The sequence below is a fragment of the Pseudonocardia terrae genome (assembly GCF_021343995.1).
In the GTDB taxonomy this organism is placed as follows: Bacteria; Actinomycetota; Actinomycetes; order Mycobacteriales; family Pseudonocardiaceae; genus Pseudonocardia; species Pseudonocardia terrae.
The window spans coordinates 26,988-51,693 of the sequence record NZ_JAJTTE010000027.1 but is presented as its reverse complement, the minus strand read 5'-3'; the positions used below and the strand labels follow the sequence as shown (position 1 = coordinate 51,693).

The 24,706-nt window shown below is 73.2% G+C and carries 22 protein-coding genes; 13 read left to right on the top strand and 9 right to left on the bottom strand.

The features are described from left to right. Nucleotides 1-39: 39 nt before the first annotated feature. Nucleotides 40-1,503: a CCA tRNA nucleotidyltransferase gene (locus LWC33_RS19030; RefSeq protein ID WP_233305792.1), complete on the top strand. Its 1,464-nt coding sequence runs from the start codon at nucleotides 40-42 to the stop codon at nucleotides 1,501-1,503. Between the two features lie 118 nt (nucleotides 1,504-1,621). Here the strand turns inward: LWC33_RS19030 and LWC33_RS19025 are convergent, their stop codons facing one another. Beyond that, nucleotides 1,622-2,938, bottom strand: coding sequence for an MFS transporter (locus tag LWC33_RS19025; protein ID WP_233305754.1), 1,317 nt, complete (start codon nucleotides 2,936-2,938; stop codon nucleotides 1,622-1,624). 43 nt (nucleotides 2,939-2,981) lie between these two features. Here LWC33_RS19025 and LWC33_RS19020 point away from each other — a divergent pair, with 43 nt between their 5' ends. Further along, on the top strand, nucleotides 2,982-3,575 hold the full coding sequence (locus LWC33_RS19020; protein ID WP_233305753.1) for a YqgE/AlgH family protein: 594 nt from the start codon (nucleotides 2,982-2,984) through the stop codon (nucleotides 3,573-3,575). Nucleotides 3,576-3,705: 130 nt separating this feature from the next. Further along, nucleotides 3,706-4,044: a DUF4333 domain-containing protein gene (locus LWC33_RS19015; protein WP_233305752.1), complete on the top strand. Its 339-nt coding sequence runs from the start codon at nucleotides 3,706-3,708 to the stop codon at nucleotides 4,042-4,044. A 160-nt stretch (nucleotides 4,045-4,204) separates the two neighbouring features. On the opposite strand, the gene LWC33_RS19010 is transcribed toward LWC33_RS19015, so the two are convergent. Then, a complete protein-coding gene (locus tag LWC33_RS19010; RefSeq protein ID WP_233305751.1) occupies nucleotides 4,205-4,645 on the bottom strand; it encodes an SdpI family protein in 441 nt (146 codons plus the stop codon). A gap of 304 nt (nucleotides 4,646-4,949) precedes the next feature. Here LWC33_RS19010 and leuS point away from each other — a divergent pair, with 304 nt between their 5' ends. After that, nucleotides 4,950-7,793 carry a leucine--tRNA ligase gene (gene leuS / locus LWC33_RS19005; protein WP_233305750.1) on the top strand — a complete coding sequence of 948 codons (2,844 nt, stop codon included), beginning with the start codon at nucleotides 4,950-4,952 and terminating at the stop codon, nucleotides 7,791-7,793. Nucleotides 7,794-7,839: 46 nt separating this feature from the next. On the opposite strand, the gene LWC33_RS19000 is transcribed toward leuS, so the two are convergent. The 6 genes from LWC33_RS19000 to LWC33_RS18975 form a co-directional block, all read right to left on the bottom strand. Beyond that, nucleotides 7,840-8,316: a hypothetical protein gene (locus LWC33_RS19000; RefSeq protein ID WP_233305749.1), complete on the bottom strand. Its 477-nt coding sequence runs from the start codon at nucleotides 8,314-8,316 to the stop codon at nucleotides 7,840-7,842. Next, a complete protein-coding gene (locus LWC33_RS18995; protein ID WP_233305748.1) occupies nucleotides 8,313-9,089 on the bottom strand; it encodes a UPF0158 family protein in 777 nt (258 codons plus the stop codon). The genes LWC33_RS19000 and LWC33_RS18995 overlap by 4 nt, the downstream gene beginning before the upstream one ends. Nucleotides 9,090-9,170: 81 nt before the next feature. Then, nucleotides 9,171-9,854 (bottom strand): SDR family oxidoreductase, encoded by a 684-nt coding sequence (locus LWC33_RS18990; protein WP_233305747.1) that lies wholly within the window; start codon nucleotides 9,852-9,854, stop codon nucleotides 9,171-9,173. A 51-nt stretch (nucleotides 9,855-9,905) separates the two neighbouring features. Further along, nucleotides 9,906-10,496, bottom strand: coding sequence for a C40 family peptidase (locus LWC33_RS36125; protein ID WP_233305746.1), 591 nt, complete (start codon nucleotides 10,494-10,496; stop codon nucleotides 9,906-9,908). Nucleotides 10,497-11,025: 529 nt separating this feature from the next. After that, complete coding sequence (locus LWC33_RS18980) at nucleotides 11,026-12,105, bottom strand: inositol-3-phosphate synthase (RefSeq protein WP_233305745.1); 1,080 nt, start codon at nucleotides 12,103-12,105, stop codon at nucleotides 11,026-11,028. Between the two features lie 42 nt (nucleotides 12,106-12,147). After that, on the bottom strand, nucleotides 12,148-12,717 hold the full coding sequence (locus LWC33_RS18975) for a PadR family transcriptional regulator (RefSeq protein WP_233305744.1): 570 nt from the start codon (nucleotides 12,715-12,717) through the stop codon (nucleotides 12,148-12,150). Nucleotides 12,718-12,913: 196 nt separating this feature from the next. On the opposite strand from LWC33_RS18975, the gene LWC33_RS18970 reads away from it, so the two are divergent. From LWC33_RS18970 to LWC33_RS18955, 4 genes are all read left to right on the top strand, one after another. Continuing rightward, a complete protein-coding gene (locus tag LWC33_RS18970) occupies nucleotides 12,914-13,318 on the top strand; it encodes a DUF5318 family protein (protein ID WP_233305743.1) in 405 nt (134 codons plus the stop codon). Between the two features lie 318 nt (nucleotides 13,319-13,636). Then, nucleotides 13,637-15,991: a transglycosylase domain-containing protein gene (locus LWC33_RS18965; RefSeq protein ID WP_233305742.1), complete on the top strand. Its 2,355-nt coding sequence runs from the start codon at nucleotides 13,637-13,639 to the stop codon at nucleotides 15,989-15,991. Next, nucleotides 15,992-17,599, top strand: a complete 1,608-nt coding sequence (locus tag LWC33_RS18960; RefSeq protein WP_233305741.1) for a glycosyltransferase family 87 protein — start codon at nucleotides 15,992-15,994, stop codon at nucleotides 17,597-17,599. Further along, on the top strand, nucleotides 17,586-18,245 hold the full coding sequence (locus tag LWC33_RS18955) for an NUDIX hydrolase (protein WP_233305740.1): 660 nt from the start codon (nucleotides 17,586-17,588) through the stop codon (nucleotides 18,243-18,245). The genes LWC33_RS18960 and LWC33_RS18955 overlap by 14 nt, the downstream gene beginning before the upstream one ends. Nucleotides 18,246-19,724: 1,479 nt before the next feature. On the opposite strand, the gene LWC33_RS18945 is transcribed toward LWC33_RS18955, so the two are convergent. Further along, a complete protein-coding gene (locus LWC33_RS18945; RefSeq protein ID WP_233305739.1) occupies nucleotides 19,725-20,495 on the bottom strand; it encodes a deoxyribonuclease IV in 771 nt (256 codons plus the stop codon). A 372-nt stretch (nucleotides 20,496-20,867) separates the two neighbouring features. Here LWC33_RS18945 and rpsF point away from each other — a divergent pair, with 372 nt between their 5' ends. The 5 genes from rpsF (at nucleotide 20,868) to dnaB (ending at nucleotide 24,587) form a co-directional block, all read left to right on the top strand. Next, entirely contained in the window at nucleotides 20,868-21,206 is a 339-nt protein-coding gene (gene rpsF, locus LWC33_RS18940) for a 30S ribosomal protein S6 (protein WP_233305791.1), read from the top strand. 10 nt (nucleotides 21,207-21,216) lie between these two features. Continuing rightward, entirely contained in the window at nucleotides 21,217-21,735 is a 519-nt protein-coding gene (locus LWC33_RS18935; protein WP_233305738.1) for a single-stranded DNA-binding protein, read from the top strand. A 54-nt stretch (nucleotides 21,736-21,789) separates the two neighbouring features. Beyond that, nucleotides 21,790-22,026, top strand: a complete 237-nt coding sequence (gene rpsR / locus LWC33_RS18930; protein WP_037042067.1) for a 30S ribosomal protein S18 — start codon at nucleotides 21,790-21,792, stop codon at nucleotides 22,024-22,026. Nucleotides 22,027-22,046: 20 nt separating this feature from the next. Then, nucleotides 22,047-22,496: a 50S ribosomal protein L9 gene (rplI, locus tag LWC33_RS18925; protein ID WP_233305737.1), complete on the top strand. Its 450-nt coding sequence runs from the start codon at nucleotides 22,047-22,049 to the stop codon at nucleotides 22,494-22,496. Between the two features lie 669 nt (nucleotides 22,497-23,165). Next, complete coding sequence (gene dnaB / locus LWC33_RS18920; RefSeq protein WP_233305736.1) at nucleotides 23,166-24,587, top strand: replicative DNA helicase; 1,422 nt, start codon at nucleotides 23,166-23,168, stop codon at nucleotides 24,585-24,587. The last annotated feature ends 119 nt before the right edge of the window (nucleotides 24,588-24,706 follow it).

Here is a 24,706-nt window from a genome sequence, read left to right as displayed (position 1 = left end):
GCCGTGTCTTCCCCGCCCGTGACCTCCGGTACCGCCACCCTGGCCGAGCCGGAAGCCGCCCCGGACCAGCCCGACGCGCTGCGGCGCGCGCAGGAGAATGCGCTCGTGGAGCTGCTCGACATCCCCGCCGTCGCCGACGAGCTCGGCGACCGGTTCCGCGCGGCGGGGCACACGCTCTACCTCGTCGGCGGCAGCGTCCGCGACGCGCTGCTCCGCCGCACCGGGTCGGACCTCGACTTCACCACCGACGCCCGGCCCGAGCGCGTCCTCGAGATCGTCTCCGGCTGGGCGGACGCGACCTGGGACACCGGCATCGAGTTCGGCACCGTCGGCGTGCGCCGCGGCGACGACACCCTCGAGATCACGACCTTCCGGGCCGACGCCTACGACCGCGTCGGCCGCAAGCCGCTCGTCCGGTTCGGCGACACCCTCGAGGGCGACCTGGTCCGCCGCGACTTCACGGTGAACGCGATGGCGGTGGAGGTGCACACCGCGTCCGGTGACCGCCGCTTCGTCGACCCCTACGGCGGCCTCGCCGCGCTGGCGGCCGGCGTCCTGGACACCCCCGCGGCCCCGCAGGACTCCTTCGCCGACGACCCGCTGCGGATGCTGCGCGCCGCCCGGTTCGTCTCCCAGCTCGGCTTCACCCCGGCCGAGCGGGTCACCTCGGCGATGTCGGCGATGGCCGGCGAGCTCAGCCGGATCACCAAGGAGCGGATCCAGGCCGAGTTCTCGAAGCTGCTGCTGGGCGCGCACCCGCGGCGCGGGATCGAGCTGCTGGTCGACACCGGGCTGGCCGAGTACGTGGTGCCCGAGGTACCGGCGATGCGGCTCGCGATCGACGAGCACATGCAACACAAGGACGTCTACACGCACTCGCTCGTCGTCATGGAGCAGGCGATCGAGCGCGAGGAGCCGGGCAGGCCGGACCTCGTGCTGCGGCTCGCGGCGCTGCTGCACGACGTCGGCAAGCCGCCGACCCGCCGCAAGGAGTCGGACGGCCGGGTGAGCTTCCACCACCACGAGGTCGTCGGCGCGAAGATGGTCCGCAAGCGGCTGCGCGACCTGCGCTACCCGAAGCACGTGGTCGACGACGTCAGCCAGCTCGTCTACCTGCACCTGCGGTTCCACGGCTACGGGAAGGGCGAGTGGACGGACTCGGCCGTGCGCCGCTACGTCACCGACGCCGGGCCGCTGCTCGACCGGCTGCACGCGCTCGTCCGCTCCGACTGCACCACCCGCAACCGGCGGCGGGCCGCGGCGCTGCAGCGCTCCTACGACTCGCTCGAGGACCGGATCGCGGAGCTGCGCAAGCAGGAGGAGCTCGACGCCATCCGGCCCGACCTCGACGGCAACGCGATCATGGGGATCCTCGGCATCCCGCCGGGCCCGCAGGTCGGCAAGGCCTACAAGCACCTGCTGGCGCTGCGGATGGAGCACGGGCCGATGAGCCCGGAGCAGGCCGAACGGGAGCTGCGGGCCTGGGCGGCCGAGAACCTCTGACGCGATCTACGAGCCTGTCCTGACGCGTGATGGAACCATAACGCGATCTCCGAGGCGGTTCTGTCGCGTTATGGCTCCAAAGTGCTGTTCTGGGGCCGCTCCTGAGACGTTATGCGCTTCAGGCGCGGCGGCGCAGCTGTGTCTCGTGGCCGGCCAGGCCCAGCAGGTAGACGACGGCGGCCGACCCCAGCAGCCAGGGCGAGTCGCCGTCGGGCGGGGCGAGCAGGGCCGCCGCGGCGACCGCGACGACGTAGCAGGTGTTGAACAGCGCGTCGTACAGGGCGAAGACCCGGCCGCGGGCCTCGTCGGCGGTCTCCTGCTGGATGGTCGCGTCGGCGCACAGCTTGACCACCTGCCCGGCGGTACTGAGCACGAAGGCCCCGGCCAGCACCGTCGGGATCGTCGTCACGACCGCGACGCCCACCTGCGCCAGCGCGGCGACGACGAGCCCCGTCCGGACCGTGGTCGCGCGGCCGAGGCGGTGGGTGAGCCACGGTGTGACCAGCGCCGCCACGCCGATCCCGGCCCCGGCGGCCGTCACGACCTGCCCGACCCCGGCGAGTCCCGCGCGCCAGATGCCGGAGTCGTGGAACGCGTAGCGGAAGAGCAGCAGCGACAGCAGCGTGCTCGTGCCGAAGGCCAGCCGGTGCGCGCCCACCGCGCAGAAGGCCGCGCTCGCGGTGGGGACCCGTACGACCGCGCGGGCGCCGTCCAGCCACCCGCGGGCGACGGCGGCGACCCGGCTGCGTGCCTCGGTCCCGTCCGGCCCGAGCACGCCCTTCGCGAACCCGGCCGCCGCGAGCGCCGCGACGAGCGACCCGACGACCGCCAGCGCCGTGGTCACCCCGGAACCGGCGTCGCCGGGCCCGACCAGCTCGCGGACGCCGATCGCCATCACGCCACCCAACGCGGCCGACGCGGCCCCGGCGGTCGATGCCACGACGTTGGCCTCGACGAGGTTGCGCGGCTCGACGACGTGCGGCAGCGCCGCCGACAGCCCCGCCCCGACGAACCGGCTCACGCCGACGACGGCGAGTGCGCCGAGATAGAGCGGCGGACCCGCCACCCCCGTCCCGACCGCCACCGCGACGAGCGCGATCAGCACTCCGCGCAGCAGGTTCGCCAGGAGCAGCACCCGGCGGCGGTCCCAGCGGTCGAGCAGGGCTCCGGCGAAGGGCCCGACGAACGAGTACGGCAGCAGCATCACCGCGAGCCCCGCCGCCACCGCGAGCGGATCCGCCTGACGCTCGGGGTTGAACAGCACCGCCCCGCCGAGCGCGGCCTGGAAGAAGCCGTCCCCCCATTGCGCCGGGACCCGCGAGATCAGCAGCCTGCGGAACCCCCGACCGCGGAGCAGCGCGCGGACGCCCACCTTGACGGCGTCCGCGTCCCCGGCCGCCGGGGTCGCCGGCGGAGCGGGGTTCGGGACGGACACGGGTGGAGCGTACGGCCCGAGGCCGGGGTGGGAATATGGGCGCGTGAGGGACGACCGCCCCGGCAGGCAGGCCACCGCTCCGGTCGGACCGGGCACCCTTCTGGTGGCCGCACCGAACCTCACCGATCCCAACTTCTCCCGCACCGTCGTCTACCTGGTCGAGCACCGGGAGCACGGCAGCCTCGGCGTGGTGCTCAACCGGCCGTCGGAGGCGTCGGTGCGCGACGTCCTCCCCCGCTGGGCGCCGCTGGCGTCGGGTCCCGGGTCCGTCTTCGTCGGCGGCCCGGTCGACGGCACCACCGCGCTGTGCCTCGCCAGCCTGCGGCCCGGCCAGCGGGCCGACGGCATCGAGGGCGTGGTCGCGGTGAACGGCCCGGTCGTGCTGGTGGATCTGGACAGCGAGCCCGCCGCGGTGGAACCGCGGGTCCGCGGGCTGCGGGTCTTCGCCGGGTACTCGGGCTGGGACTCGGGGCAGCTGGCCGGGGAGATCGCCCGCGGGGACTGGTTCGTGGTCCCGGGCCTGCCCGACGACGTCACCACCGAGCGGCACGCCGACCTCTGGGGCCGGGTGCTGCGCCGGCAGGGCGCGCCGCTGGCGCTGCTGTCGACCTTCCCGGTGGAGATCGGGCTGAACTGAGCCGAGCCCTCGGGGCGGGTGCCCGGCCCGCGTTCGGCAACGCGTTCGTGACCTGCCGGACCTTCCCCCGGTGCGGTCGTGCGGGGACCCTGGAGGCCCGCACGGACCGAGACGGACCCAGGGAGGCCGGATGCCCGCCCGTCCCGCTGCGTCCCGCGCCCGTCTCGTTGCGGCGGCGGCGCTCGCGCCGCTGCTGACCTCCTGCGCGGTCCTCGTGGCGGGCACCCCGACCCCGGCCCCGCCGCGGACCCTCGACGGGGCCCAGCTCGAACGCGACGTGCGGGCGGTGCTCGCGGCCGACCCGGCGACCGCGGCGCTCGCGTCGGCGCCGCTGCAGTGCCCGCAACAGGTCGTCGTGTATCCGCAGTTGGTGCTGTTCTGCCAGGTGCAGCAGGGCGCGGTGATCCGCTCGGTCCCGGTGACCATCCTCGACCGGGACGGGAACTACCAGGTCGGGAAGCCGTTCTGACGTCCGTACGAGATCATGTTCATACGTACGTGTAGGACGTTCGTACGAGTAAGACGATCATGCGGAAGCTCCGGGAGAGCAGCAGCGCAAGTGGGAGCAGCGGCAGGGCGCGCCGGAGCTCGGCGACACCCTGCCCCGGCCCTGCGAGCCGGAGGTGCGGTCAGCGCGGGGCGGTGCGGCAGCCCGCGACCAGGTCGCAGCCCGCGCAGGAGCCGGTGCAGCCACCGGCGGCGGACTCGGCGGCCCGGGTGGCGGTCTCGATCCGGCCCGCGCGGTCGCCCAGCGCGCCGCCGACCCCGGCGAGCACCAGCGCGCCGACGACGCCGACCACGGTGACGATCCAGCCGAGCACGGCGGACGGCCCGGCCAGCAGCACGACGCCGGCGAAGAGACAGACCGCCCCGGCGGCGCCGAGCGGCGGGGCCGCGACGCGGTTGGCCGAGACCCACGCGGGCGCCGACTCGAGGGTGGCGGCGGTACGGACGCCCGCCCAGCGGTTGCGCGGAAGCCTCGAGCGGGCCCCCAGCACGGCGACCGTGACCAGCGCCACGCCGGCCAGGACGAAGAGCACACCGAGGACGAGGCGGAGGGTCGCGGGCACGTCACCAGGGTAGTTCGGCCTCGCGAGCACCCGGCGCGGCCCCGGCGGGCCCTCGCCGCCGGGCGGGACCGGCCCTGGCGCAACCCCGTCGAAGCCCGTCGGCCAGCGGCGTTACCCTGGGTATCGCGTTCCACGGCCCGCCGGATGCCCGGCCTCACCGGCGCCGCGCCGAGCCGCACGCCGGAGCGACCCACGGCCCCGCCCGGGCCGGGCGCGATCCGGCCGCGCGGCTCCCGGCGACCGCAGCAGCAGGCCGACCGGCGAACCGTCGCGGGACGGTTCATCCTCGAGGTAGAGCGGGATCATGAGCACGGAGAGCACCACCATCGCGCCCGGAGACGCTCCCGCGTCCCCGCCCCACCGCTACGACGCGCGCCTGGCCGGCGAGATCGAGCGCCGCTGGCAGGACCGGTGGGCGGCCGAGGGCACGTTCCACGCGCCCAACCCGGGTGAGCCGGGCTCGGAGAAGCCCAAGGCGTACGTGATGGACATGTTCCCGTACCCGTCGGGTGCGGGCCTGCACGTCGGGCACCCGCTGGGCTTCATCGGCACGGACGTGCTGGGTCGCTACCTGCGCATGACCGGGCACAACGTGCTCCACCCGATGGGCTTCGACTCGTTCGGCCTGCCCGCCGAGCAGTACGCCGTGCAGACCGGCACGCACCCGCGCACCACCACCGAGGCGAACATCGCCCGGTACAAGCAGCAGCTGCGGCAGCTGGGCCTGGCCCACGACCCGCGCCGGTCGATCGCGACCACGGACGTCACGTACTACCGCTGGACCCAGTGGATCTTCCTGCAGATCTTCGAGTCCTGGTACGACACCGCGGCCGACGGCGCCCGCCCGATCGCGGAGCTGGTCTCCGAGTTCGAGTCCGGTGCCCGGCCCACCCCCGACGGACGTCCGTACGGGACGCTGCCCGAGGGCGAGCGCCGCGCGCTGATCGACTCGTACCGCCTGGCCTACATCTCCGAGGCACCGGTGAACTGGTGTCCCGGGCTGGGCACCGTACTGGCGAACGAGGAGGTCACGGCCGACGGCCGCTCCGAGCGCGGCAACTACCCCGTCTTCCGCCGCAACCTCAAGCAGTGGATGATGCGGATCACCGCCTACGCGGACCGGCTGGCCGCCGACCTGGACCGGGTGGACTGGCCCGAGTCGGTCAAGGCGATGCAGCGCAACTGGATCGGCCGCTCCGAGGGCGCCCGGGTCCGGTTCCCCGCCCCCGCCGGCGAGATCGAGGTCTTCACCACGCGTCCGGACACGCTGTTCGGCGCCACCTACATGGTCCTGGCTCCGGAGCACCCGCTGGTCGACCGGTTGACGCCGGCGGCCTGGCCGGAGGGCACGGACGAGCGCTGGACCGGCGGGGCCGCGACCCCGGCCGAGGCCGTCGCGGGCTACCGCGAGGCCGCCGCGCGCAAGTCGGAGCTGGACCGGCAGGAGAACAAGGAGAAGACCGGCGTCTTCACCGGGGCGTTCGCCACGAACCCGGTGAACGGCGAGGAGGTCCCGGTCTTCGTCGCCGACTACGTGCTGATGGGCTACGGCACCGGCGCGATCATGGCCGTGCCGGCCCAGGACCAGCGCGACTGGGACTTCGCCACGGCGTTCGGCCTGCCGATCGTCCGTACCGTCGACCCGGGCGACCGGAAGGGCGAGGCCTTCACCGGCGACGGGCCCGCGATCAACTCGGCCAACGCCGAGATCAGCCTGAACGGGCTGGGCGTCACCGAGGCCAAGCGCACGATCATCGACTGGTTGGCCGCCAAGGGGTTCGGCGAGGGCGTCGTCCAGTACAAGCTGCGGGACTGGCTGTTCTCCCGGCAGCGGTACTGGGGCGAGCCGTTCCCGATCGTCTGGGACGAGCACGGTCCGGTCGGGCTGCCGGAGGACCAGCTGCCCGTCGTGCTGCCGGACGTCGACGACTACTCCCCCAAGACCTACGACCCGGACGACGCGAACACCGAGCCGGAGCCGCCGCTGTCGCGCGCCCAGGAGTGGGTGAACGTCGAACTGGACCTGGGCGACGGCGTGAGGTCGTACCGCCGCGAGACCAACACGATGCCGCAGTGGGCGGGATCGTGCTGGTACTACCTGCGCTACCTGGACCCGGAGAACAGCGAGCGCTTCACCGGCGTCGAGGCCGAGAAGTACTGGATCGGCAAGGAGCCGGCGATCTCGCCGGTCGACCCGGGCGGCGTCGACCTGTACGTCGGCGGCGTCGAGCACGCCGTGCTGCACCTGCTGTACTCGCGTTTCTGGCACAAGGTGCTGTTCGACCTCGGCCACGTGACCAGTGAGGAGCCCTTCCGCAAGCTGTTCAACCAGGGCTACATCCAGGCCTACGCCTACACGGACTCGCGCGGGCTCTACGTGCCGGCGGAGGAGGTCGTCGAGGACGACAACGGGCGTTTCACGTGGAACGGCCAGCCGGTGAACCGTGAGTACGGGAAGATGGGCAAGTCCCTCAAGAACGTCGTGACGCCGGACGAGATGTGCGACCGGTACGGCGCCGACACGTTCCGCCTGTACGAGATGTACACCGGCCCGATGGAGGCCTCGCGGCCCTGGTCGACCCGGGACGTCGTCGGGCCGCAGCGGTTCCTGCAGCGGGTGTGGCGCAACCTCGTCGACGAGAACACCGGCGCCCCTCGGGTCACGGACGTCGAGCCCGATGCCGACACCCTGCGGGCGCTGCACAAGGCGATCGCGGGCGTGCGCGAGGACTACCCCGCGCTGCACTACAACACCGCCGCGGCGAAGCTGATCGAGCTGAACAACCATCTGACCAAGGAGTTCCCCGGCGGGGCGCCGCGGTCGGTGGCGGAGCCGCTGGTGCTGATGCTGGCGCCCTTGGCCCCGCACATCAGCGAGGAGCTGTGGAACCGGCTGGGCCACGACGCCACGCTGGCCTACGAGTCCTTCCCCGTGGCCGACGAGCGGTACCTGGTCCAGGAGACCGTCGAGTATCCGATCCAGGTCAACGGCAAGGTGCGCTCGCGGGTCACCGTGCCGGCCGACGCCGACGGTGCGGCCGTGCAGGCCGCGGCCCTGGCCGACGAGAAGATCGTCGCCGCGCTGGCCGGCGCCGAGCCGCGGAAGGTGATCGTGGTACCCGGCCGCCTGGTCAACGTCGTCCGCTGACGGGCCTCGGCCTTCGGCCCGAGGCCCGATGCCCGAGGCCCGAGGCTCAGCCCGTCTCGGAGGCCCGGCGCCGCTTGAGCGGGCGCACCGCGCGCCGGGTCGCGCCGGTCGGGGGCGGGGCGCTGCGGGCCGGGTCGTCGAGCCAGCCGTCGACCTCGGCCAGGACGAGGGCGGCGTCGACCAGCGCGGACCGCGCCTCCTCGAGCGGCACCGCCGCCCAGGAGCGCTCGGCGAGCGCGGCACGGTTGAGCAGCGAGCGCAGCAGCCGACCCGTCACCGGATCCATCGCGCGCTCACGGACCACCCGCCGGACGTAGGCCGAGACCACGTCCGACGGCTGGTCGCGGGTCTCGTCGAGCGCCGCGAGCGCCACCTGGGCGGACTCCAGCGCGGCGCGTGCGGCGGCGACCACCGCCTGCCCGGCGAACCCGCTCCCGACGAGCAGCTCGGCGGCGGCCAGCTCCCGGCGCGCGCGGGCCGTACCGGGCCGCGGCGCCGGCGCGCGCTCGTGGGCGTTCGTCACCGCAGTCGCACCGCCTCGGCGCGGGCGCGGACGAGCCACGGCTCCTCGGGCCGGGACAGCTGGGCCTGCGTGACGGGGTAGGCGCAGACCGTGATGCCGGAGCGCTCGGTGTGCCGCCACAGCACCGACTCCACGGCACGCAGCTCGGCCCACGGCGACTCCAGGTCCTCGAGGACCACCAGCAGGTCCAGCTCGGACTCCACCGAGCCCTCCCCGCTCGCCCACGGCCCCACCAGCAGGACCTGGTGCAACCGGTCGCCGTAGTGCGTCGCGAGCTCCGTGGCGACCGTGGCGGGCAGGTCCTCGTTCTCCGGGGCCGGGTCCGGGTATGCGGCCGCCGCGAGCTCCGCGGCCTCCGGGTCGACGAGCCCGGCGTCGGCGAGCCACGCGAGCGCGCGTCGCCGGGCCCGCGCGTCGCGGAACCGGAACCACTGGTCCCGCACCTCGGGGAACTCGAAGAGGGTGTTCTTGAAGCGGCGGAACGCGCCGCGGCCGTTGAGCGCGCGGTCGAGCAGCTCGGCCGCCCGGCGGTGCTGGACGCCCGAGGTGAAGTCGGCCATGTCCTGGTAGCCCTCGCGGGAGCCGGTCTGCTCGATCGCGACCCAGCCCTGCTCCTCGAGCTCCTCGGAGTCGTCGGGCTCGCCGGTGTAGATCTCGGGCATCGTCGAGAGGATCCGGCCCGTGCGGGGGTCGATCCACCACTGCACCTCGGGAGTGCGGTCGTCGAGGGCGTCCGCCAGCTCGCCGAGGTCGACCTGCGCCGGATCGAGCATGGCTCGCACCCTACCCAGGCGCGGGTCCTGCGAACCCGCTGTCGCCCGGCCGGATCAGCGGGCGGGATCGGTAGGAGCGGATCAGCGGGGACGGACGACGATCTCGGGGACGTGCGCGTCGTCGGTCGCGGTGACCGCGGCGAGGATCGCGGCGGCGACGCTCTCGGGCCGCAGGAACTTCGACCCGTCGTACTCCCCGCCCTCGTGCGCCACGACGCCGCGCTGCATGTCGGTGTCGACGCGGCCGGGGTGCACCGAGGTCACCCGCAGCTCCGGCTCCTCGGCGCGCAGCGCGTCGGCGAAGGCGCGCAGGGCGAACTTGCTGGCGGCGTAGGAGCCCCAGCCGGCCCGGGCGGTGAGCCCGGAGCCGGAGTTGACCAGCACGACGTCGCCGCGGGCGGCCCGCAGCGCGGGCAGCAGCAGCCGGGTCAGCCCGGCCACCGCGACCACGTTGACCTCGAACTGGCGACGCCACGTGTCCGGCTCGGTCTCCTCGACCGTGCCGAGCAGCCCGACGCCGGCGGAGTGCACCAGGACGTCGAGCCGCTCGAGGTCGAGTCCGGCCACGGCCGCGGCGACGGACCCGTCGTCCGTCAGCTCGACGGGCCAGGCCCGCGCGCCGTCGAGCTCGGCGGCGAGGGACTCGAGCGCCACCGTGTCGCGCCCGCCCAGCAGCACGTCGTGCGTGGGGGCGAGGGCGCGGGCGGTGGCGGCGCCGATCCCGCGGGAGGCGCCGGTGACGAGGGCGAGCGGCCGGGGTTCCACGGCCGCCACCCTAGATCGCCTCCCGGCGCCCCACGGGTCGGAGCGGGCGGATCAGACCCGGCGGGCGCCGCTGAACGGCATGGAGTCCAGCGGGCTGATCTTCACCGGCTGACCGCTGGTGCTCGCGTGCACGACCTGGCCGTTGCCGATGTACATGGCCACGTGGCTGACCGGCTGGTAGAAGAACACCAGGTCGCCGGGCTGCAGGTTGGCCTTCGACACCGGGGTGCCGACGGTGGACTGGGCGCTGCTGGTGCGCGGGATCGAGACGCCGGCGTTCTTGAACGCGAAGCTCGTCAGGCCGGAGCAGTCGAACGCCGACGGGCCGGCGGCGCCGTAGCTGTAGGGCTTGCCGATCTGCGCGAGTGCCGTCGACAGCGCGGAGGCGCGCGTGGCGGCGGGCGAGAGGCCGGCCGTGGCGGCGCCGACGGCCTGCGCGGGCGCGGTGAACGCGACGGTGTGGACCGCGGCCTCGACGGGGGCGGTGGCGGACGTGGCGGGAGCGGCCGCGGTGGCGGGCGCGGGCGCCTCGGTGGCCCCGGTGGCCCCGGTGGAGGCCGGCGCGAGGGCGAAGAAGGCGGCGGCCGCGGCGGTGGCGGCGACCAGGGTGGAGCGCAGCAGGGCAGGTTTGTGCTCGGGCACCGGTGGGGATCCTCGTGAATCGCACCGCCCGACGGCCGCCGGATCCCGCTCGGGGGAGAACGGGATACCGGCCTGACGGGTGCGGTGGGGAGAGGCCCGCGCAAGGGAGCTGTGGGGAGCCCGGGCCGGCTGACGCACCCGCCCGTCCGGGCGGTGACCCCGTGCCCGTCCTCCCGGGTGGAGGGCGGTGTCGCGAGGCCGGAAAGCAAATTACGAACGCATTACGGCTATCGCCATGACGCAGATCATATTCTGGCCGGGAAATTCGGGTGAGCGTTCTCACCGAGTTGGTGACACGTTCGGCCCAATGTTGCCGTGATGTCACCGTGATCGTGAGGTGACACTCGTCGATGCAGGTGAGGTACTCGGACGTTCGTCACGTGATGCGGCCGTGATGACTCCGTCCGGGTGAAATCGCTTCCGGAACGGAAGCTCCGCGAACATTTCCGGAAAGCAAGAAAAAGCGAACCCCGGCCGGAGCGGGGCTCCGACCGGGGTTCGGCAGGTGGGGCGACGGGGGTGGGGTGGGTCAGCGCTCCCGCTCGCCCCGGATGAACTCCTCGACGGCGTTGCGGGCCTCGGAGTCGCTGTACTGCTCCGGCGGCGACTTCATGAAGTAGCTCGACGCGGAGAGGATGGGACCGCCGATCCCGCGGTCCTTGGCGATCTTCGCGGCGCGCACGGCGTCGATGATGATGCCCGCGGAGTTGGGCGAGTCCCAGACCTCGAGCTTGTACTCCAGGTTGAGCGGGACGTCGCCGAACGCGCGGCCCTCGAGCCGGACGTAGGCCCACTTGCGGTCGTCGAGCCAGGCGACGTAGTCCGACGGGCCGATGTGCACGTTGTCCTTGCCCATGTCCCGGTCGACCTGCGAGGTCACCGACTGAGTCTTGGACACCTTCTTCGACTCGAGGCGCTCGAGCTCCTTCATGTTCAGGAAGTCCATGTTCCCGCCCACGTTGAGCTGCATCGTGCGGTCGAGCTGCACGCCGCGGTCCTCGAACAGCCTGGCCAGCACCCGGTGGGTGATGGTCGCGCCGACCTGGGACTTGATGTCGTCGCCCACGATCGGGACGCCGGCGTCGGTGAACTTCTGCGCCCACACCGGGTCCGAGGCGATGAAGACCGGCAGCGCGTTCACGAACGCCACCTTCGCGTCGATCGCGGCCTGCGCGTAGAAGCGGTCGGCCGCCTCGCTGCCCACCGGGAGGTAGGAGACGAGGACGTCCGCCTGCGTCTCGCGCAGCACCTGCGCGACGTCGACCGGCTCCTCGTCCGACTCGGTGATCGTCTCGCGGTAGAAGCGGCCCAGGCCGTCGAGCGTGTGGCCGCGCTGCACCGGAACGCCGAGCGGCGGCACGTCGGCGATCTTGATCGTGTTGTTCTCGCTGGCCGTGATGGCCTCCGAGAGATCGCGGCCGACCTTCTTCGCGTCGACGTCGAACGCGGCGACGAACTTCACGTCGCGCACGTGGTAGCCGCCGAAGTCGACGTGCATCAGGCCGGGGACGCGGGTGGCGGGGTCGGCGTCCGCGTAGTACTGGACGCCCTGGACCAGCGACGCCGCACAGTTGCCGACGCCGACGACGGCGACTCGCACCTCACTCATGCCGGCTCTCCTTACTTTCTCGGTCGGTGACTTCGGCCTTCGTCAAGGCCTGACGGGTCCGGCGTCGTCGCCGGGGTGACGCTCCCGCTCGATGAGCTCGTTCAGCCACCGCACCTCGCGCTCGGTGGTGTCGAGCCCCAGCTCGTGCAGCTCGCGGGTGTACCGGTCGATCTGCTCGCCGGCCCTGGCGAGCGCCGCGCGCAACCCCTCGCGGCGCTCCTCGACGGCCCGCCGCCTGCCTTCCAGGATCCGCATCCTGGTCTCGGCGGGGGTCCGGGAGAAGAACGCCATGTGGACGCCGAAGCTCTCGTCGTCCCACGTCTGCGGGCCGGACTCGGCCAGCAGCTCGGCGAACCGCTCCTTGCCGTCGGCGGTGATCCGGTAGACGCGCCGCGCGCGCCGGGACCAGCCGCCACCGGTCGCCGGAGGGCTCCCCGACCGGTCCGGGTCCTCGACGATGAGGCCCGCGCGGACGAGCCTGCGCAGCGCCGGGTAGAGCGAGCCGTAGGAGAAGGCACGGAACCCGCCGAGCCGCAGCCCGAGCTGTTTGCGCAGCTCGTAGCCGTGCATCGGCGCTTCCAGCAGCAGCCCGAGGATGGCGAACTCGAGCATCCGCCTCCCTCCTCCCACGCGCCGTCCGAGGACCCCGCTGTCCTCGGCGATCGGTCGGACCACTATATCGGCGCGATACATCCGCGCGCAGTGTCGAGATTCCGGTCACGCCCCCGACCTGCGCGTGCGCCCGGCGGCCCTGCCCGTCCGGGCGGTTCGGGGACCGCACGGGCGGGTGGCTGAGTACCCTGGTCGGGTGCTCACCCAGCGACAGGTCGTCGACTACGCGTTGCAGCGCCGTGCGCTGCTCGCGGACGTCTACGCCGGTCGGGTGGGAACCGCGGAGGTCTGTGACGCGAGCCCGTACCTCCTGCGGGCCGCTCGGTTCCACGGCCGGCCCACGCAGCAGCAGTGCCCGGTGTGCCGCAAGGAGCGGTTGACCCACGTCTGGTGGGTGTTCGGCGAGGAGCTCCGCCAGGTGTCCGGCTCGGCCCGCGACCCGGAGGAGGTCGAGGAGCTGGCGGCCCGGCACGGCGAGTTCTCCGTCTACCTCGTGGAGGTCTGCCGCACGTGCAGCTGGAACCATCTGGTCCAATCGGCCGTGCTGGGCACCGGTGCCCGGCCCGACCGCCCGCGTCGCCGGAGGACCGCCGCCGAGTGACCCCCGCGCGATGACCCCCGACCCCGTGAGCCGTACAGCGCCCGCACCCCACGCCCCAGCCCGGTCCGTCCCTGCTCCCCGGCGGCGGACCGGAGAAGCACGGAGCCCGCGGTGACCGATCAACGCAGCGACCGACCAGCAGCCGGCGGCCCGCCGCCCCGGCCCGGCGTCCCGGACGTCTGGGACATCCGCCCGAACCAGGGCCCCCCGCCACCCGGCGGGGGGCCCTGGCGGGGTCGCGCGTCCCGGTCCGGCCCGCCGCAGGGTGGCCCCGTTCCGGGTGGTCCGGCGGGCCCGCCGCAGGCGCCGCCTCCCGGCATGCACCAGCCCGGCCCCTACGGGCCGCCGAACCGGCCGGTGCCGCAGCGCGTCGGGCCGGGGCCCCAGGGGCGGCAGGGTCCGCCCGGCGGCCCCCCGCCCGCCGGTCCCCCGCCGCTGCTGACCCACGACGCCGGCACGTCCGGCCCGGACGACCGGCCGACGTCGCTCGCCCTGGCCGACCAGCCCGGTCCGCCGCCGCGCCGCCCGGGCACCGGAGGTGGTGGCGAGGGCGACGGCGGTGGTCGCCGGCCGGGACGGGGGCGGCTCGTGCGCCGGATCGTGCTGTGGGCCCTGGCCGTGCTGATCGTCGGGCCGTTCCTGGCGTTCGCGATCGGCTGGATCGCGTTCAAGGTGCCCAGCGCCGACGACGTCGCCAACACCCAGGTGGCCACGTTCACCTTCGCCGACGGCAGCCCGCTGGCCACGGTCCGGCCGAACAACATCAACCGGACCAACGTCACCCTCGACCAGGTGCCGCAGCAGGTGCAGCACGCCGTGCTGTCCGCCGAGGACCGCTCGTTCTTCTCGAACCCGGGCTTCGACATCTCGGGCATCGGGCGCGCGGTGTGGAACCAGCTGACCGGCGGCATCGGCGGCGGGTCGACGATCACCCAGCAGTACATCAAGGTGACCACGGGCCAGGACCAGTTCTCGCTCTGGCGCAAGTACCGCGAGGTCGTGCTCGCCGCCAAGGTCTCGAAGGAGCAGACCAAGCAGGAGATCCTGGAGAACTACCTCAACGCGATCTACCTGGGCCGCGGCGCGTACGGCATCCAGGCCGCCAGCCAGGCGTACTTCGGCAAGGACGTCCAGCAGCTCGACGCGTCCGAGGGCGCCATGCTCGCCGGTCTGATCCAGGCGCCGTCGTTGTGGGACCCGGCGAAGAACCAGGACAAGTCCCGGGACCGCTGGAACTACGTGCTCGACGGCGAGGTCCAGATGGGCTGGATGACCCAGGCCGAGCGCGCGCAGCAGCAGTACCCGCAGTGGCTGCCGCCGTCGAAGGTCGAGGGCGGCATCCCCGGCGACGCCAACGGCCACATCTACAACGAGGTCCGCGCCGAGCTGGAGCAGAACGGGATCTCCGAGACGGAGATCAACACCGAGGGCCTGACCGTGCAGACCACGATCGACCCGGACAAGCAGAAGGACGCCGTCGACGCCGCCAACACGGTGATGAAGGGCCAGCCGAAGAACCTCCGCACGGCCCTCGTGTCGATCGACCCGAAGACGGGCGCGGTGCTGGCCTACTTCGGCGGCAACGACGGCGTCGGCCTCGACTACGCGCAGGCCTCCAAGCAGCCCGGGTCGTCGTTCAAGCCGTTCGTGCTCGCCGCGGCCCTGCAGGAGCCGGACCCGATCGGCCTGGGCACCCAGTACGACGGGTCGTCGCCGCAGGTCCTCGCGGGCCAGAAGGTCTCGAACTCCGAGGGCGTGAGCTGCGGCCGGTGCTCGGTGAAGACCGCCATGACGCAGTCGATCAACACCGTGTTCTACAAGATGGCGCTCGACGTCGGGCCGCAGAAGGTGGCCGACGCCGCCGCCAAGGCGGGCATCCCGGCCGCATCGTTGGTCAACCCGACCGGCGGCATCGCCCTCGGCGACAAGAACGTCACCACCGAGAACATGGCGTCCGCGTTCGCCACGTTCGCGGCCGACGGCGTGGCCCGCCAGCCCTACCTCGTGGCGAAGGTGACCACGAGCGACGGCCGGGTCATCTTCGACCACGGGACCGGCTCCTCGGCCGGGACGCAGGCGTTCAGCCAGCAGGTCGCGCGCAACGTCACCGAGTCGATGACGGACGTGGCGAGCTCGTCGCGGATCGGGCTGCGGGACGGCCGCCCGGTCGCCGCCAAGACCGGCACCGTGCAGAGCAGCGTCGAGGGCCAGAACAACGACGCCTGGACCGTCGGCTACACGCCGCAGATCGCGACCGCGGTGTGGGTCGGCACGGACGACAACTCGCCGATCAAGAACTCGGCCGGCCGGCCGGTCTACGGGCGGATGCTGCCGGGCTCGATCTGGCAGGAGTACATGTCCGACGCGCTGCGCGGGACGGACGTCGAGCCCTGGTCGAAGTTCACGCCGATCGGCCAGGCACCGGTGTCGGACATCCCGACCCAGTCGAGCGCGCCGACGCAGGCCGCGGACTCGAACAACGACGGTCAGGACGGCCAGCAGCGCCACAACCGCGACAACGGCGACAACGGCAACGGGAACGGAAACGGCAACTCCCGCAACGGGAACGGCAACGGGAACGGCAACGGGAACGGCAACGGGAACGGCGGCGGCGGGGACTCCGGCGACGGCGGCGGGGACAACGGCGGCAACGGCGACAACGGCGGCGGCTAGATGACGCCGCCGGTCGCTCCCGGGGACACGACGTCGTCCGGGTCGTCCGGGTCCTCCGGACCCTCGACGGCCGGGCGGTCGACCCGCCGGGTCGAGCCGGCGCCGGGGCCCGGTCGGATCGTCCCGACGTGGACCGAGCCCTTCGTCGCGGCCGCCAGCCGGGTGGTCGGCGGACCGCTCGGCCGGCACGCCCTCGTCGGCCGCGCCAGGTTCTGGACGCCGCTGCGGGTGGTGCTGCTGCTCGCGGTGGTGGTGCTCGCGCTGGGCTGGCTCGGCAAGTCACCCTGCCTGCAGCAGTACCCCACGGACGACGGGCAGCCGGCACTCGACTGGCAGAACAACCGCCAGTACGTCGCCATGTGCTACTCGGACACGGTGCCGCTGTACGGCATCGAGCGGCTCGACGACCCCTCGGCCGTCCCGTACCGCGACGCGTGGACCGACACCTCCGCCACCGGCGCCTCGCAGACGCGGTACATGGAGTACCCCGTGCTCACGGGCTTCTACCAGTGGGCCATGGCCCGGCTGACGGACGGCTGGCAGGCCGCCGCCGCCGTGCTCCCGCTGCCGACGGCACTGTCGGTCGTCGTGTACTTCGACCTCGTCGCGCTCGGCCTGGCGTTCGCCTGGGTCGTCGCGGTCTGGGCGGTCGTGCGGCTGCGGCGGGAGCGGCCGTGGGACGCGGCGCTGGTCGCGATCTCGCCGTTGGTCGCGGTGCACGCCTTCACCAACTTCGACGCCCTGGCGGTCGCCCTGGCCTGCGGCGGGCTGCTCGCGATCGCGCGGCGCCGGCCCGTCCTCGGCGGGGTGCTGCTCGGGCTCGGCGGCGCGGCCAAGCTCTATCCGCTGCTGCTGCTGTTGCCGGTGCTGCTCGTCGCCGCCCGCCGGCGCGAGCTCGGCACGGCGTGGCGGACGATCGGCGCCGCTGTCGTCACCTGGCTGGCGGTGAACCTCCCGGTCGCGATCGCGTGGCCCACGGGCTGGTGGGAGTTCGTCCGGCTCAACCGCACCCGCCCCGCCGACCCCGACTCGCTCTACTACGCGCTGTCCTACTTCACGGGCTGGAGCGGGTTCGACGGCCCCCTGCACGCCGACCAGGCGCCGAACACGCTCAACGCCGTCACCGCGGCACTGCTCGTGATCGCCTGCGCGGGGCTCGTCGTGCTGGCCGCCAAGGCACCCCGGCCGCCCCGGCTCGCGTCCCTGGCGTTCCTCCTCGTCGCGGCGTTCCTGCTGGTCAACAAGGTCTGGAGCCCGCAATACTCGCTCTGGCTGGTGCCGCTGGCCGTGCTCGCGCTGCCGCGCTGGCGGCTGCTGCTCGCGTGGATGACCGTCGACGCGCTGGTGTGGGTGCCGCGGATGTTCTTCTACGTCGGCACGGACAACAAGGGGCTGCCCCCGGACTGGTTCCTCGGCGCGGTCCTGCTCCGCGACGCCGTCGTCGTGCTGCTGTGCGTGCTCGTGGTGCGCTCGATCCTGCGGCCCTCGCGGGACCCGGTGCGCGCCGGCGACCCGAGCCGCGATCCGGACTGGCCGGTGCGACAGCGGTCACAGCGACCCGCGCACCGGGTCCGCGTGGGGCAGAGTCCGGAGCATGGGAACGGGTGAGAACGGGGTCGACGCGGACTCCGGGAACCGGGTCGCGGCGCTGCGCGCGGCCGTCGAGCAGCGGTTGGCGGGGTTCGAGCGACGGGCCGTCGAGCGGCCGGACCTGAAGCGCTCCGCCGTCACCCTCACCCTCGTGACCACGGGCGGCGGCGGCCTGGCCGACGGGCTGGCCTTCCTCCTCACCCGGCGGGCCGCCACCCTGCGCCGGCACTCCGGGCAGTGGGCGCTGCCGGGCGGGCGCTCCGACCCGGGCGAGACCATCACCGAGACCGGCCGGCGGGAGCTCCTCGAAGAGGTCGGGCTCGAGCTGGGCGAGGACGCCGTGCTCGGGCTGCTCGACGACTACCCCACCCGCTCCGGGTACGTGATCACGCCGGTCGTGCTGTGGGGCGGCGAGGTGGGTGAGCTGACCCCGAACCCCGACGAGGTCGGCGAGCTGTACCGGATCCCGCTGGCCGACATCGACGTGGAGCCGCGCTTCCTCACCATCCCGGAGTCCGAGGCGCCGGTCATCCAGGTGCCGCTGTTCGACCGGTTCGTGCACGCGCCGACGGGGGCGGTGCTGTACCAGGCCCGGGAGCTGCTGCTGCACGGCCGCCCGACCCGGGTGGACCACCTGGAGCAGCCGGTGTTCGCGTGGCGCTGACCTCGCTGACCTCGCTGACCTCGCTGACCTCGCCGGGCTCGCCGGGTTCGGCGGCGTCGAGGGTCGCGGGCGTGCGCAGGAACAGCACGAACAGGATCGCGAGCAGGACCGCCTTGCCCCACACGCCCAGCACCACGGCCTGGGCGGCGAAGCCGGCGGCGATCCCCGAGTCGGCCCGGACGTCGAGCAGGTAGAACCAGCGGAAGATGCCGATGCCGATGAGCGCGTCGGCCGCCAGGTAGGCGGCGATCCAGCCCCAGCGGACCCGCAGCAGCACCAGGAACGGGAGCAGCCAGAGCGTGTACTGCGGCGAGTGCACCTTGTGCAGCAGCAGGAAGCCGCAGAGCATCGCCGCGCTGACCCCGATCCAGGGGTAGACCGTCCCGCGCCGCCGGCGCAGCAGGCCGACGCCTGCCGCGACCACGAAGGACAGCAGCACCAGGGCGGGTGAGAGGACGTCGGTCACCGGCGCGAACTCCTCGCCGAGGCCCAGGTCGGCCATGAGCGGCCGGACGCCCCAGAACCAGATCGAGTTGGTGCTGACGTCGACCGGGCGCTGCTGCTGGAAGGTGAACGAGGCCGCCCAGCCGGTGAAGCCGAGCACCGCGAAGGGCAGGTTCACCACGACGGCGGTGAGGACGCCGGCGAGGCACACGCGGACGGCCCCCGCGACGTCGAGGCCGGCGCCGGGCGGCCGGCCCCGTGTCAGGACGTAGAGGGCGAGCGGGAGCAGGAAGGCCCCCGGGTAGAGCTTCACCGCGAAGCCCAGGCCGAGCAGCACCGCGGCCGCGGTCGCCCGGGTGCGCAACGGCATCTCCCGGCGCAGCCCGTGCAGGACGAACACGGCGCCGACCGCGCAGGCGACGGCCGGCAGGTCCCAGTTGTGGAAGGCGTAGAGCACCAGCGGCGGGCCGAGCGCCCACAGCAGCGCCCGCCAGCGCGCGAGCCGCCCCAGCATCCAGCCCGTGACCAGCCCGAACGGGGCCAGGAGCAGCGCGGAGGCGAGCAGGAAGCCGGCGTCGGTCGAGACACCGAGCGCGCCGAGCCACATCAGCACGCCGGTGAGGACCGGGTACTCGACGGTGCCGCCCTGCAGCTGTCCGTCCGGGGTGATCGACCCGTGCACGTAGGGGAACACGTGCTGGTCGACGTCCCGGCCCAGCCACAGCTTCTGGATGTCCGAGTAGCAGACGTCCCGGTACTGCCGGACCACGTGGTCGGGGCCCGACCGGCCCGCGGCGTCGAACTCCGGGCCGGTGCAGCGGGCCTTGTTGGCGTACCCCAGCAGCAGGGTCAGGCCGGTGAGCAGGACGAGCAGGACCAGGCCCGCCGTGCCGAGGGGCGCGCGGGTGGTGCGGTCGGCCGGGTCGGTGCGGGCGGCCGGGTCGGTGCGGTCGGCCGGGGCGGGGGCCGGCCCGGGGTCGTGCGCGCCGGGATCGGCGGGCCGCGCGGCCGGGGAGCCCGCGGCCGCGCTCTCGCTCACCGTCCGAGCTTCTCGCGCAGGAACGCGATGTCCGCCGCCTGGCCCTCGGCGGGGGTCTCCACCACGACCGGCGCGTCCGCCGCGGCGCACACCGCGGCCAGGACGGCGGGCTCGATGGTCCCGGAGGCGACGTTCGCGTGCCGGTCCCGGGCGGAGTCGAACTCGTCCCGCGAGTTGTTCAGGTGGACCAGGTCGATCCGGCCGGTGATCGCCTTCGCCCGGTCCACGACGTCGACCAGGTCCTCGCCGGCCGCGAACGCGTGGCAGGTGTCCAGGCAGAAGCCGACACCGAACTCGCCCACCGCGTCCCACAGCCGGGCCAGCGCGTCGAACTTGCGGGCCATCGCGTTGTCGCCGCCCGCGGTGTTCTCGATGAACACCGGGACCGCGAAGCCGCCCTCGTCCTGCTGGCGCTCCACGAACTTGCGCCAGTTGTCGACGCCGACGGCCGGGTCCTCGTCCTTCGTGACGTGCCCGCCGTGCACGACCAGCCCGATCGCGCCGACCGCCTTCGCGCCCTCCGCGTGCTGCACCACCAGCTTCCGCGAGGGGATGCGGATGCGGTTGTTCGGCGAGGCCACGTTGACGACGTACGGCGAGTGGACCACCGTCGCGACCTCCGCGCCCGCGAGCGCCTCGGCGTGCGGGTGCGGCTGCGGCTTCTTCCACCCCTGCGGGTCGGCGAGGAAGAACTGCACGATCTCCGCCCCCCGCTCGGCCGCCGCGGCGAGGGGGTCGTCGTCGCGGACGTGGGCACCGATGAGCATGCCGACGAGGGTAGTGACCCCCACCGACAGTCCCGCACTCCCGCACTCCCGGCGCGGGCGGGTCGGGTCCGGCGGCCCGGTCGGGCACCTCCCCTGCCCGGGACCTCCGCTCGCGCCCACCTCGGATCCCGGGGCGGGACCACAGCGGACCGTTCACCCGCGTGAACGACCGCGGGGGCGGCGCCGGACCGGCGGAAACGCGCTGGTAACCTCCTGTGCAACCGCTCCGACCGGTGGCCACCCGGGCCACCGCGACGAGCCGGACCCGGAGCCCCGTCTCCCGGGCCGGCCCGATTCTGTCGGTGCGGGGTGAGAACCTCCTGCCGCGGAAGCGCCGCGGCCGTTCCAGTCCACAGGAGGTGAGTGGTTCTCATGCGTCACTACGAGCTCATGGTCATTCTCGACCCGAGCCTGGACGAGCGCACGGTGCAGCCGTCGCTGGAGACCTTCCTGAACGTCATCCGCTCCGATGGCGGTTCCGTGGAGAAGGTCGAGGTCTGGGGCAAGCGCCGCCTGGCCTACGAGATCGCCAAGAACGCCGAGGGCATCTACGCGGTGCTCGAGGTGCAGGCCGAGCCGGCCACCGTCGCCGAGCTCGACCGTCAGCTGGGTCTGAACGAGTCCGTCCTGCGCACCAAGGTGCTGCGCAAGGAGCCCAAGAAGGCCGCGAAGGCCGCCCCCGCGCGCACGCCCGCCCCCGCCGCGAGCTGAGGAGGCCCCCATGGCCGGCGAGACTGTGATCACCGTGGTCGGCAACCTCACCGCCGACCCGGAGCTGCGGTTCACCCCCTCCGGGGCGGCCGTCGCCAACTTCACGGTGGCGTCCACGCCGCGCACCTTCGACCGCCAGTCCGGCGAGTGGAAGGACGGCGAGGCGCTGTTCCTGCGGTGCAACATCTGGCGCCAGGCCGCGGAGAACGTCGCGGAGACGCTCACCCGCGGTGCGCGCGTCATCGTGCAGGGCCGGCTGCGGCAGCGGTCGTTCGAGACCCGCGAGGGTGAGAAGCGCACCGTCATCGAGATGGAGGTCGACGAGGTCGGCCCCTCGCTGCGCTACGCCACGGCCAAGGTCAACAAGGTCAGCCGCGGCGGTGGCAGCGGCGGCTTCGGTGGCGGCGGTGGCGGCGGCGGTTTCGGTGGTGGTGGCGGCGGCCAGGGTGGCGGCGGCTACGACGACCCGTGGGGCTCGGCCCCGCCGGCCGGCAGTGGTCCCGCCGCGGACGACGAGCCTCCCTTCTGACCTCGATCCACACCCGCGCGTGAGCGCGGACCAGTACATCCAGGAGCACCAGCAATGCCCAAGCCCGTCCTGCGCAAGCCGAAGAAGAAGGTCTGCGCGTTCTGCAAGGACAAGGCCCAGGAGATCGACTACAAGGACACCGGCCTGCTGCGGAAGTTCATCTCCGACCGCGGCAAGATCCGGGCCCGCCGCGTGACCGGCAACTGCCGGCAGCACCAGCGGGACGTCGCCGTCGCGGTGAAGAACAGCCGCGAGGTCGCCCTCCTGCCGTACACCTCGACCGCTCGCTGACCCGAGGAAGGAGTAGCACCGTGAAGCTCATCCTCACGGCCGACGTGCCGAACCTGGGCGCGCCCGGCGACATCGTCGAGGTCAAGGACGGCTACGGCCGCAACTACCTGCTCCCGCGCCAGTTCGCGATCGTCGCGACCCGCGGCGCCGAGAAGCAGGTCGAGCAGATCCGCCGTGCCCAGAAGGCCCGCCAGATCCGCGACCTGGGCCACGCCCAGGAGGTCGCCGGCTCGCTCAAGGAGCTGTCGGTCACCGTCAAGGCCAAGGCCGCGGGCGACTCCGGCCGCCTGTTCGGCTCGGTCACCCCGGCCCAGATCGTCGACGCCGTGCGCAGCGCCGGCGGTCCGGCCCTCGACCGGCACGCGGTCGAGATCGGCGAGCAGATCAAGTCGGTCGGCACCCACCCGGTGAAGGTGCGCCTGCACCCGGAGGTCACGACCGAGCTGCAGGTGGCGGTCGTCGCCGCCTGACAACGGCATCGGCGGACCCGGAGTCCGTCACGTTCCGTCACGAGGGCGGGATCGCGGTCGAGTCGACCGGGTCCCGCCCTCGCGGCGTTCTCGGCACTGAAGTCGCCCTCGGTGCCGATCTCCGTGGGTCGGCTCGCGAGCACCTGCGGCGAGCGGCGGCACACCGACCGTCCGGCGCGCCGCAGCGACACGCAGAGGTTGCGCCCGCGTCGCTCGGTGAGCGTCCGGATGCGCCGGGTGGACCGGTATCGGCGGGGTCCGACACGCCCGCGCCGGGACGCGCCGGGCGGACCGAAAAGAAAGTTGTCCACATCGGCCACCCATGTCCTGATCTGCGGAAAGGCGCGCTGAGCTGGGGTTGTCCCCACGGTGTCCACAGGTCGGTGGGGAGGCCCGCCTGCCGTGTCCCCGATCCGTCCCCACACCCTCCCCAGGGTTGTCCACACGCCGGTTTGGGCCCTGGCGCGGACTCGCCTACCGTCACGGGCCCGGGCCACGTGGACGATCGCCGCCCGCCCGCCGACCGTTCGCCGCACGCCACCCGAGGGCGTGACCCCGGACGGGTGCGGGCGGGGTCGGCACGCTCGTCGCGCGGCCGGGCGAATGGGCCTGCGGTTCGAACTCATGTTCGATATGATGAGGCCACGTGGTGACAGGGGGTGACGTCGGGTGGCGGTGACGGATGACCGTCCCAATCGGCCGCGAGCCGTCCGCGAGGGCGAGGGTCGTCAGGGCGGGGAGTCCGCGGGCGGGGTCGTCCCGAACCCGTTCGACCGCCAGCCTCCGCAGGACCTCACGGCCGAGCAGTCCGTGCTGGGCGGGATGTTGCTGAGCAAGGACGCGATCGCGGACGTGGTGGAGGTGCTGCGGCCGGACGACTTCTACCGGCCGGCGCACCAGACGGTCTACGACTGCATCCTCGATCTCTACGGCCGGGGTGAGCCGGCGGATGCGGTCACGGTGTCGGCGGAGCTGCAGCGGCGCGGGGAGCTGATCCGGCTCGGTGGGGCGCCGTATCTGCACACGCTGATCGCCACGGTGCCCACGGCGGCGAACGCGGCGTACTACGCCGAGATCGTCGCGGAGAAGGCCACGCTGCGGCGGCTGGTCGAGGCGGGCACGCGGATCGTGCAGCTGGGCTATCACGGGGCCGAGGGCGCGGAGGTCGAGGAGGTCGTCGACCGGGCGCAGGCGGCGATCTACGAGGTCACCGAGCGGTCCACGAGCGAGGACTACGTCGCGCTCGAGGAGCTGCTGCAGCCGACGATGGACGAGATCGACGCGATCGCCTCCCGGGGCGGGGTGTCGCTGGGCGTGCCGACCGGGTTCGCCGATCTCGACGCGTGCACCAACGGGCTGCACCCGGGCCAGATGATCGTCGTCGCGGCGCGGCCGGGTCTGGGCAAGTCCACGCTCGGGCTGGATTTCGCGCGGTCGTGCTCGATCAAGCACCAGATGACCAGCGCGGTGTTCTCGCTGGAGATGAGCAAGTCCGAGATCGTGATGCGCCTGTTGTCGGCGGAGGCGCGGATCCGGCTGGCGGACATGCGTGCGGGTCGGATGAGCGACGACGACTGGACGCGGATGGCGCGGCGGATGTCGGAGATCTCCGAGGCGCCGCTGTTCATCGACGACTCGCCGAACCTCACGCTGATGGAGATCCGGGCCAAGGCGCGGCGGCTCAAGCAGCGCAACGACCTGAAGCTGATCATCCTGGACTATCTGCAGCTGATGACCTCGGGCCGCAAGGTCGAGTCCCGCCAGCAGGAGGTGTCGGAGTTCTCCCGGCAGATCAAGCTGCTGGCCAAGGAGCTCGAGGTGCCGGTGGTGGCGATCTCGCAGCTCAACCGTGGTCCCGAGCAGCGCACGGACAAGCGGCCGATGATCTCCGACCTGCGTGAGTCCGGCTCGATCGAGCAGGACGCGGACATGGTGATCCTGCTGCACCGGCCGGATGCGTTCGAGCGGGACGACCCCCGCGCCGGGGAGGCGGACCTGATCCTGGCCAAGCACCGTAACGGCCCCACCAACACCATCACCGTGGCCCACCAGCTGCACTACAGCCGCTTCGCCGACCTCGCCCACGGCTGAGACCGCCCCCGGAGCGCCGTGGCTCCGCAACGCACTCCTGAAGTCGCCGACAGGTGCGTTGTGGATCCATAACGCATCCCTGAGGCCCCGGAGAGATGTGTCGTGGCTCCGTACGTCGG

Coding starts and splice junctions, on each gene's coding strand:
- LWC33_RS19015 (WP_233305752.1), top strand. CDS start 3,706: ATGCCCGCCCGTCCCGCTGCGTCCCGCGCCCGTCTCGTTGCGGCGGCG.
- leuS (WP_233305750.1), top strand. CDS start 4,950: ATGAGCACGGAGAGCACCACCATCGCGCCCGGAGACGCTCCCGCGTCC.
- LWC33_RS18995 (WP_233305748.1), bottom strand. CDS start 9,089: ATGCTCGATCCGGCGCAGGTCGACCTCGGCGAGCTGGCGGACGCCCTC.
- LWC33_RS18980 (WP_233305745.1), bottom strand. CDS start 12,105: ATGAGTGAGGTGCGAGTCGCCGTCGTCGGCGTCGGCAACTGTGCGGCG.
- LWC33_RS18975 (WP_233305744.1), bottom strand. CDS start 12,717: ATGCTCGAGTTCGCCATCCTCGGGCTGCTGCTGGAAGCGCCGATGCAC.
- LWC33_RS18965 (WP_233305742.1), top strand. CDS start 13,637: ATGCACCAGCCCGGCCCCTACGGGCCGCCGAACCGGCCGGTGCCGCAG.
- LWC33_RS18960 (WP_233305741.1), top strand. CDS start 15,992: ATGACGCCGCCGGTCGCTCCCGGGGACACGACGTCGTCCGGGTCGTCC.
- LWC33_RS18955 (WP_233305740.1), top strand. CDS start 17,586: ATGGGAACGGGTGAGAACGGGGTCGACGCGGACTCCGGGAACCGGGTC.
- LWC33_RS18945 (WP_233305739.1), bottom strand. CDS start 20,495: ATGCTCATCGGTGCCCACGTCCGCGACGACGACCCCCTCGCCGCGGCG.
- rpsF (WP_233305791.1), top strand. CDS start 20,868: ATGCGTCACTACGAGCTCATGGTCATTCTCGACCCGAGCCTGGACGAG.
- LWC33_RS18935 (WP_233305738.1), top strand. CDS start 21,217: ATGGCCGGCGAGACTGTGATCACCGTGGTCGGCAACCTCACCGCCGAC.
- rpsR (WP_037042067.1), top strand. CDS start 21,790: ATGCCCAAGCCCGTCCTGCGCAAGCCGAAGAAGAAGGTCTGCGCGTTC.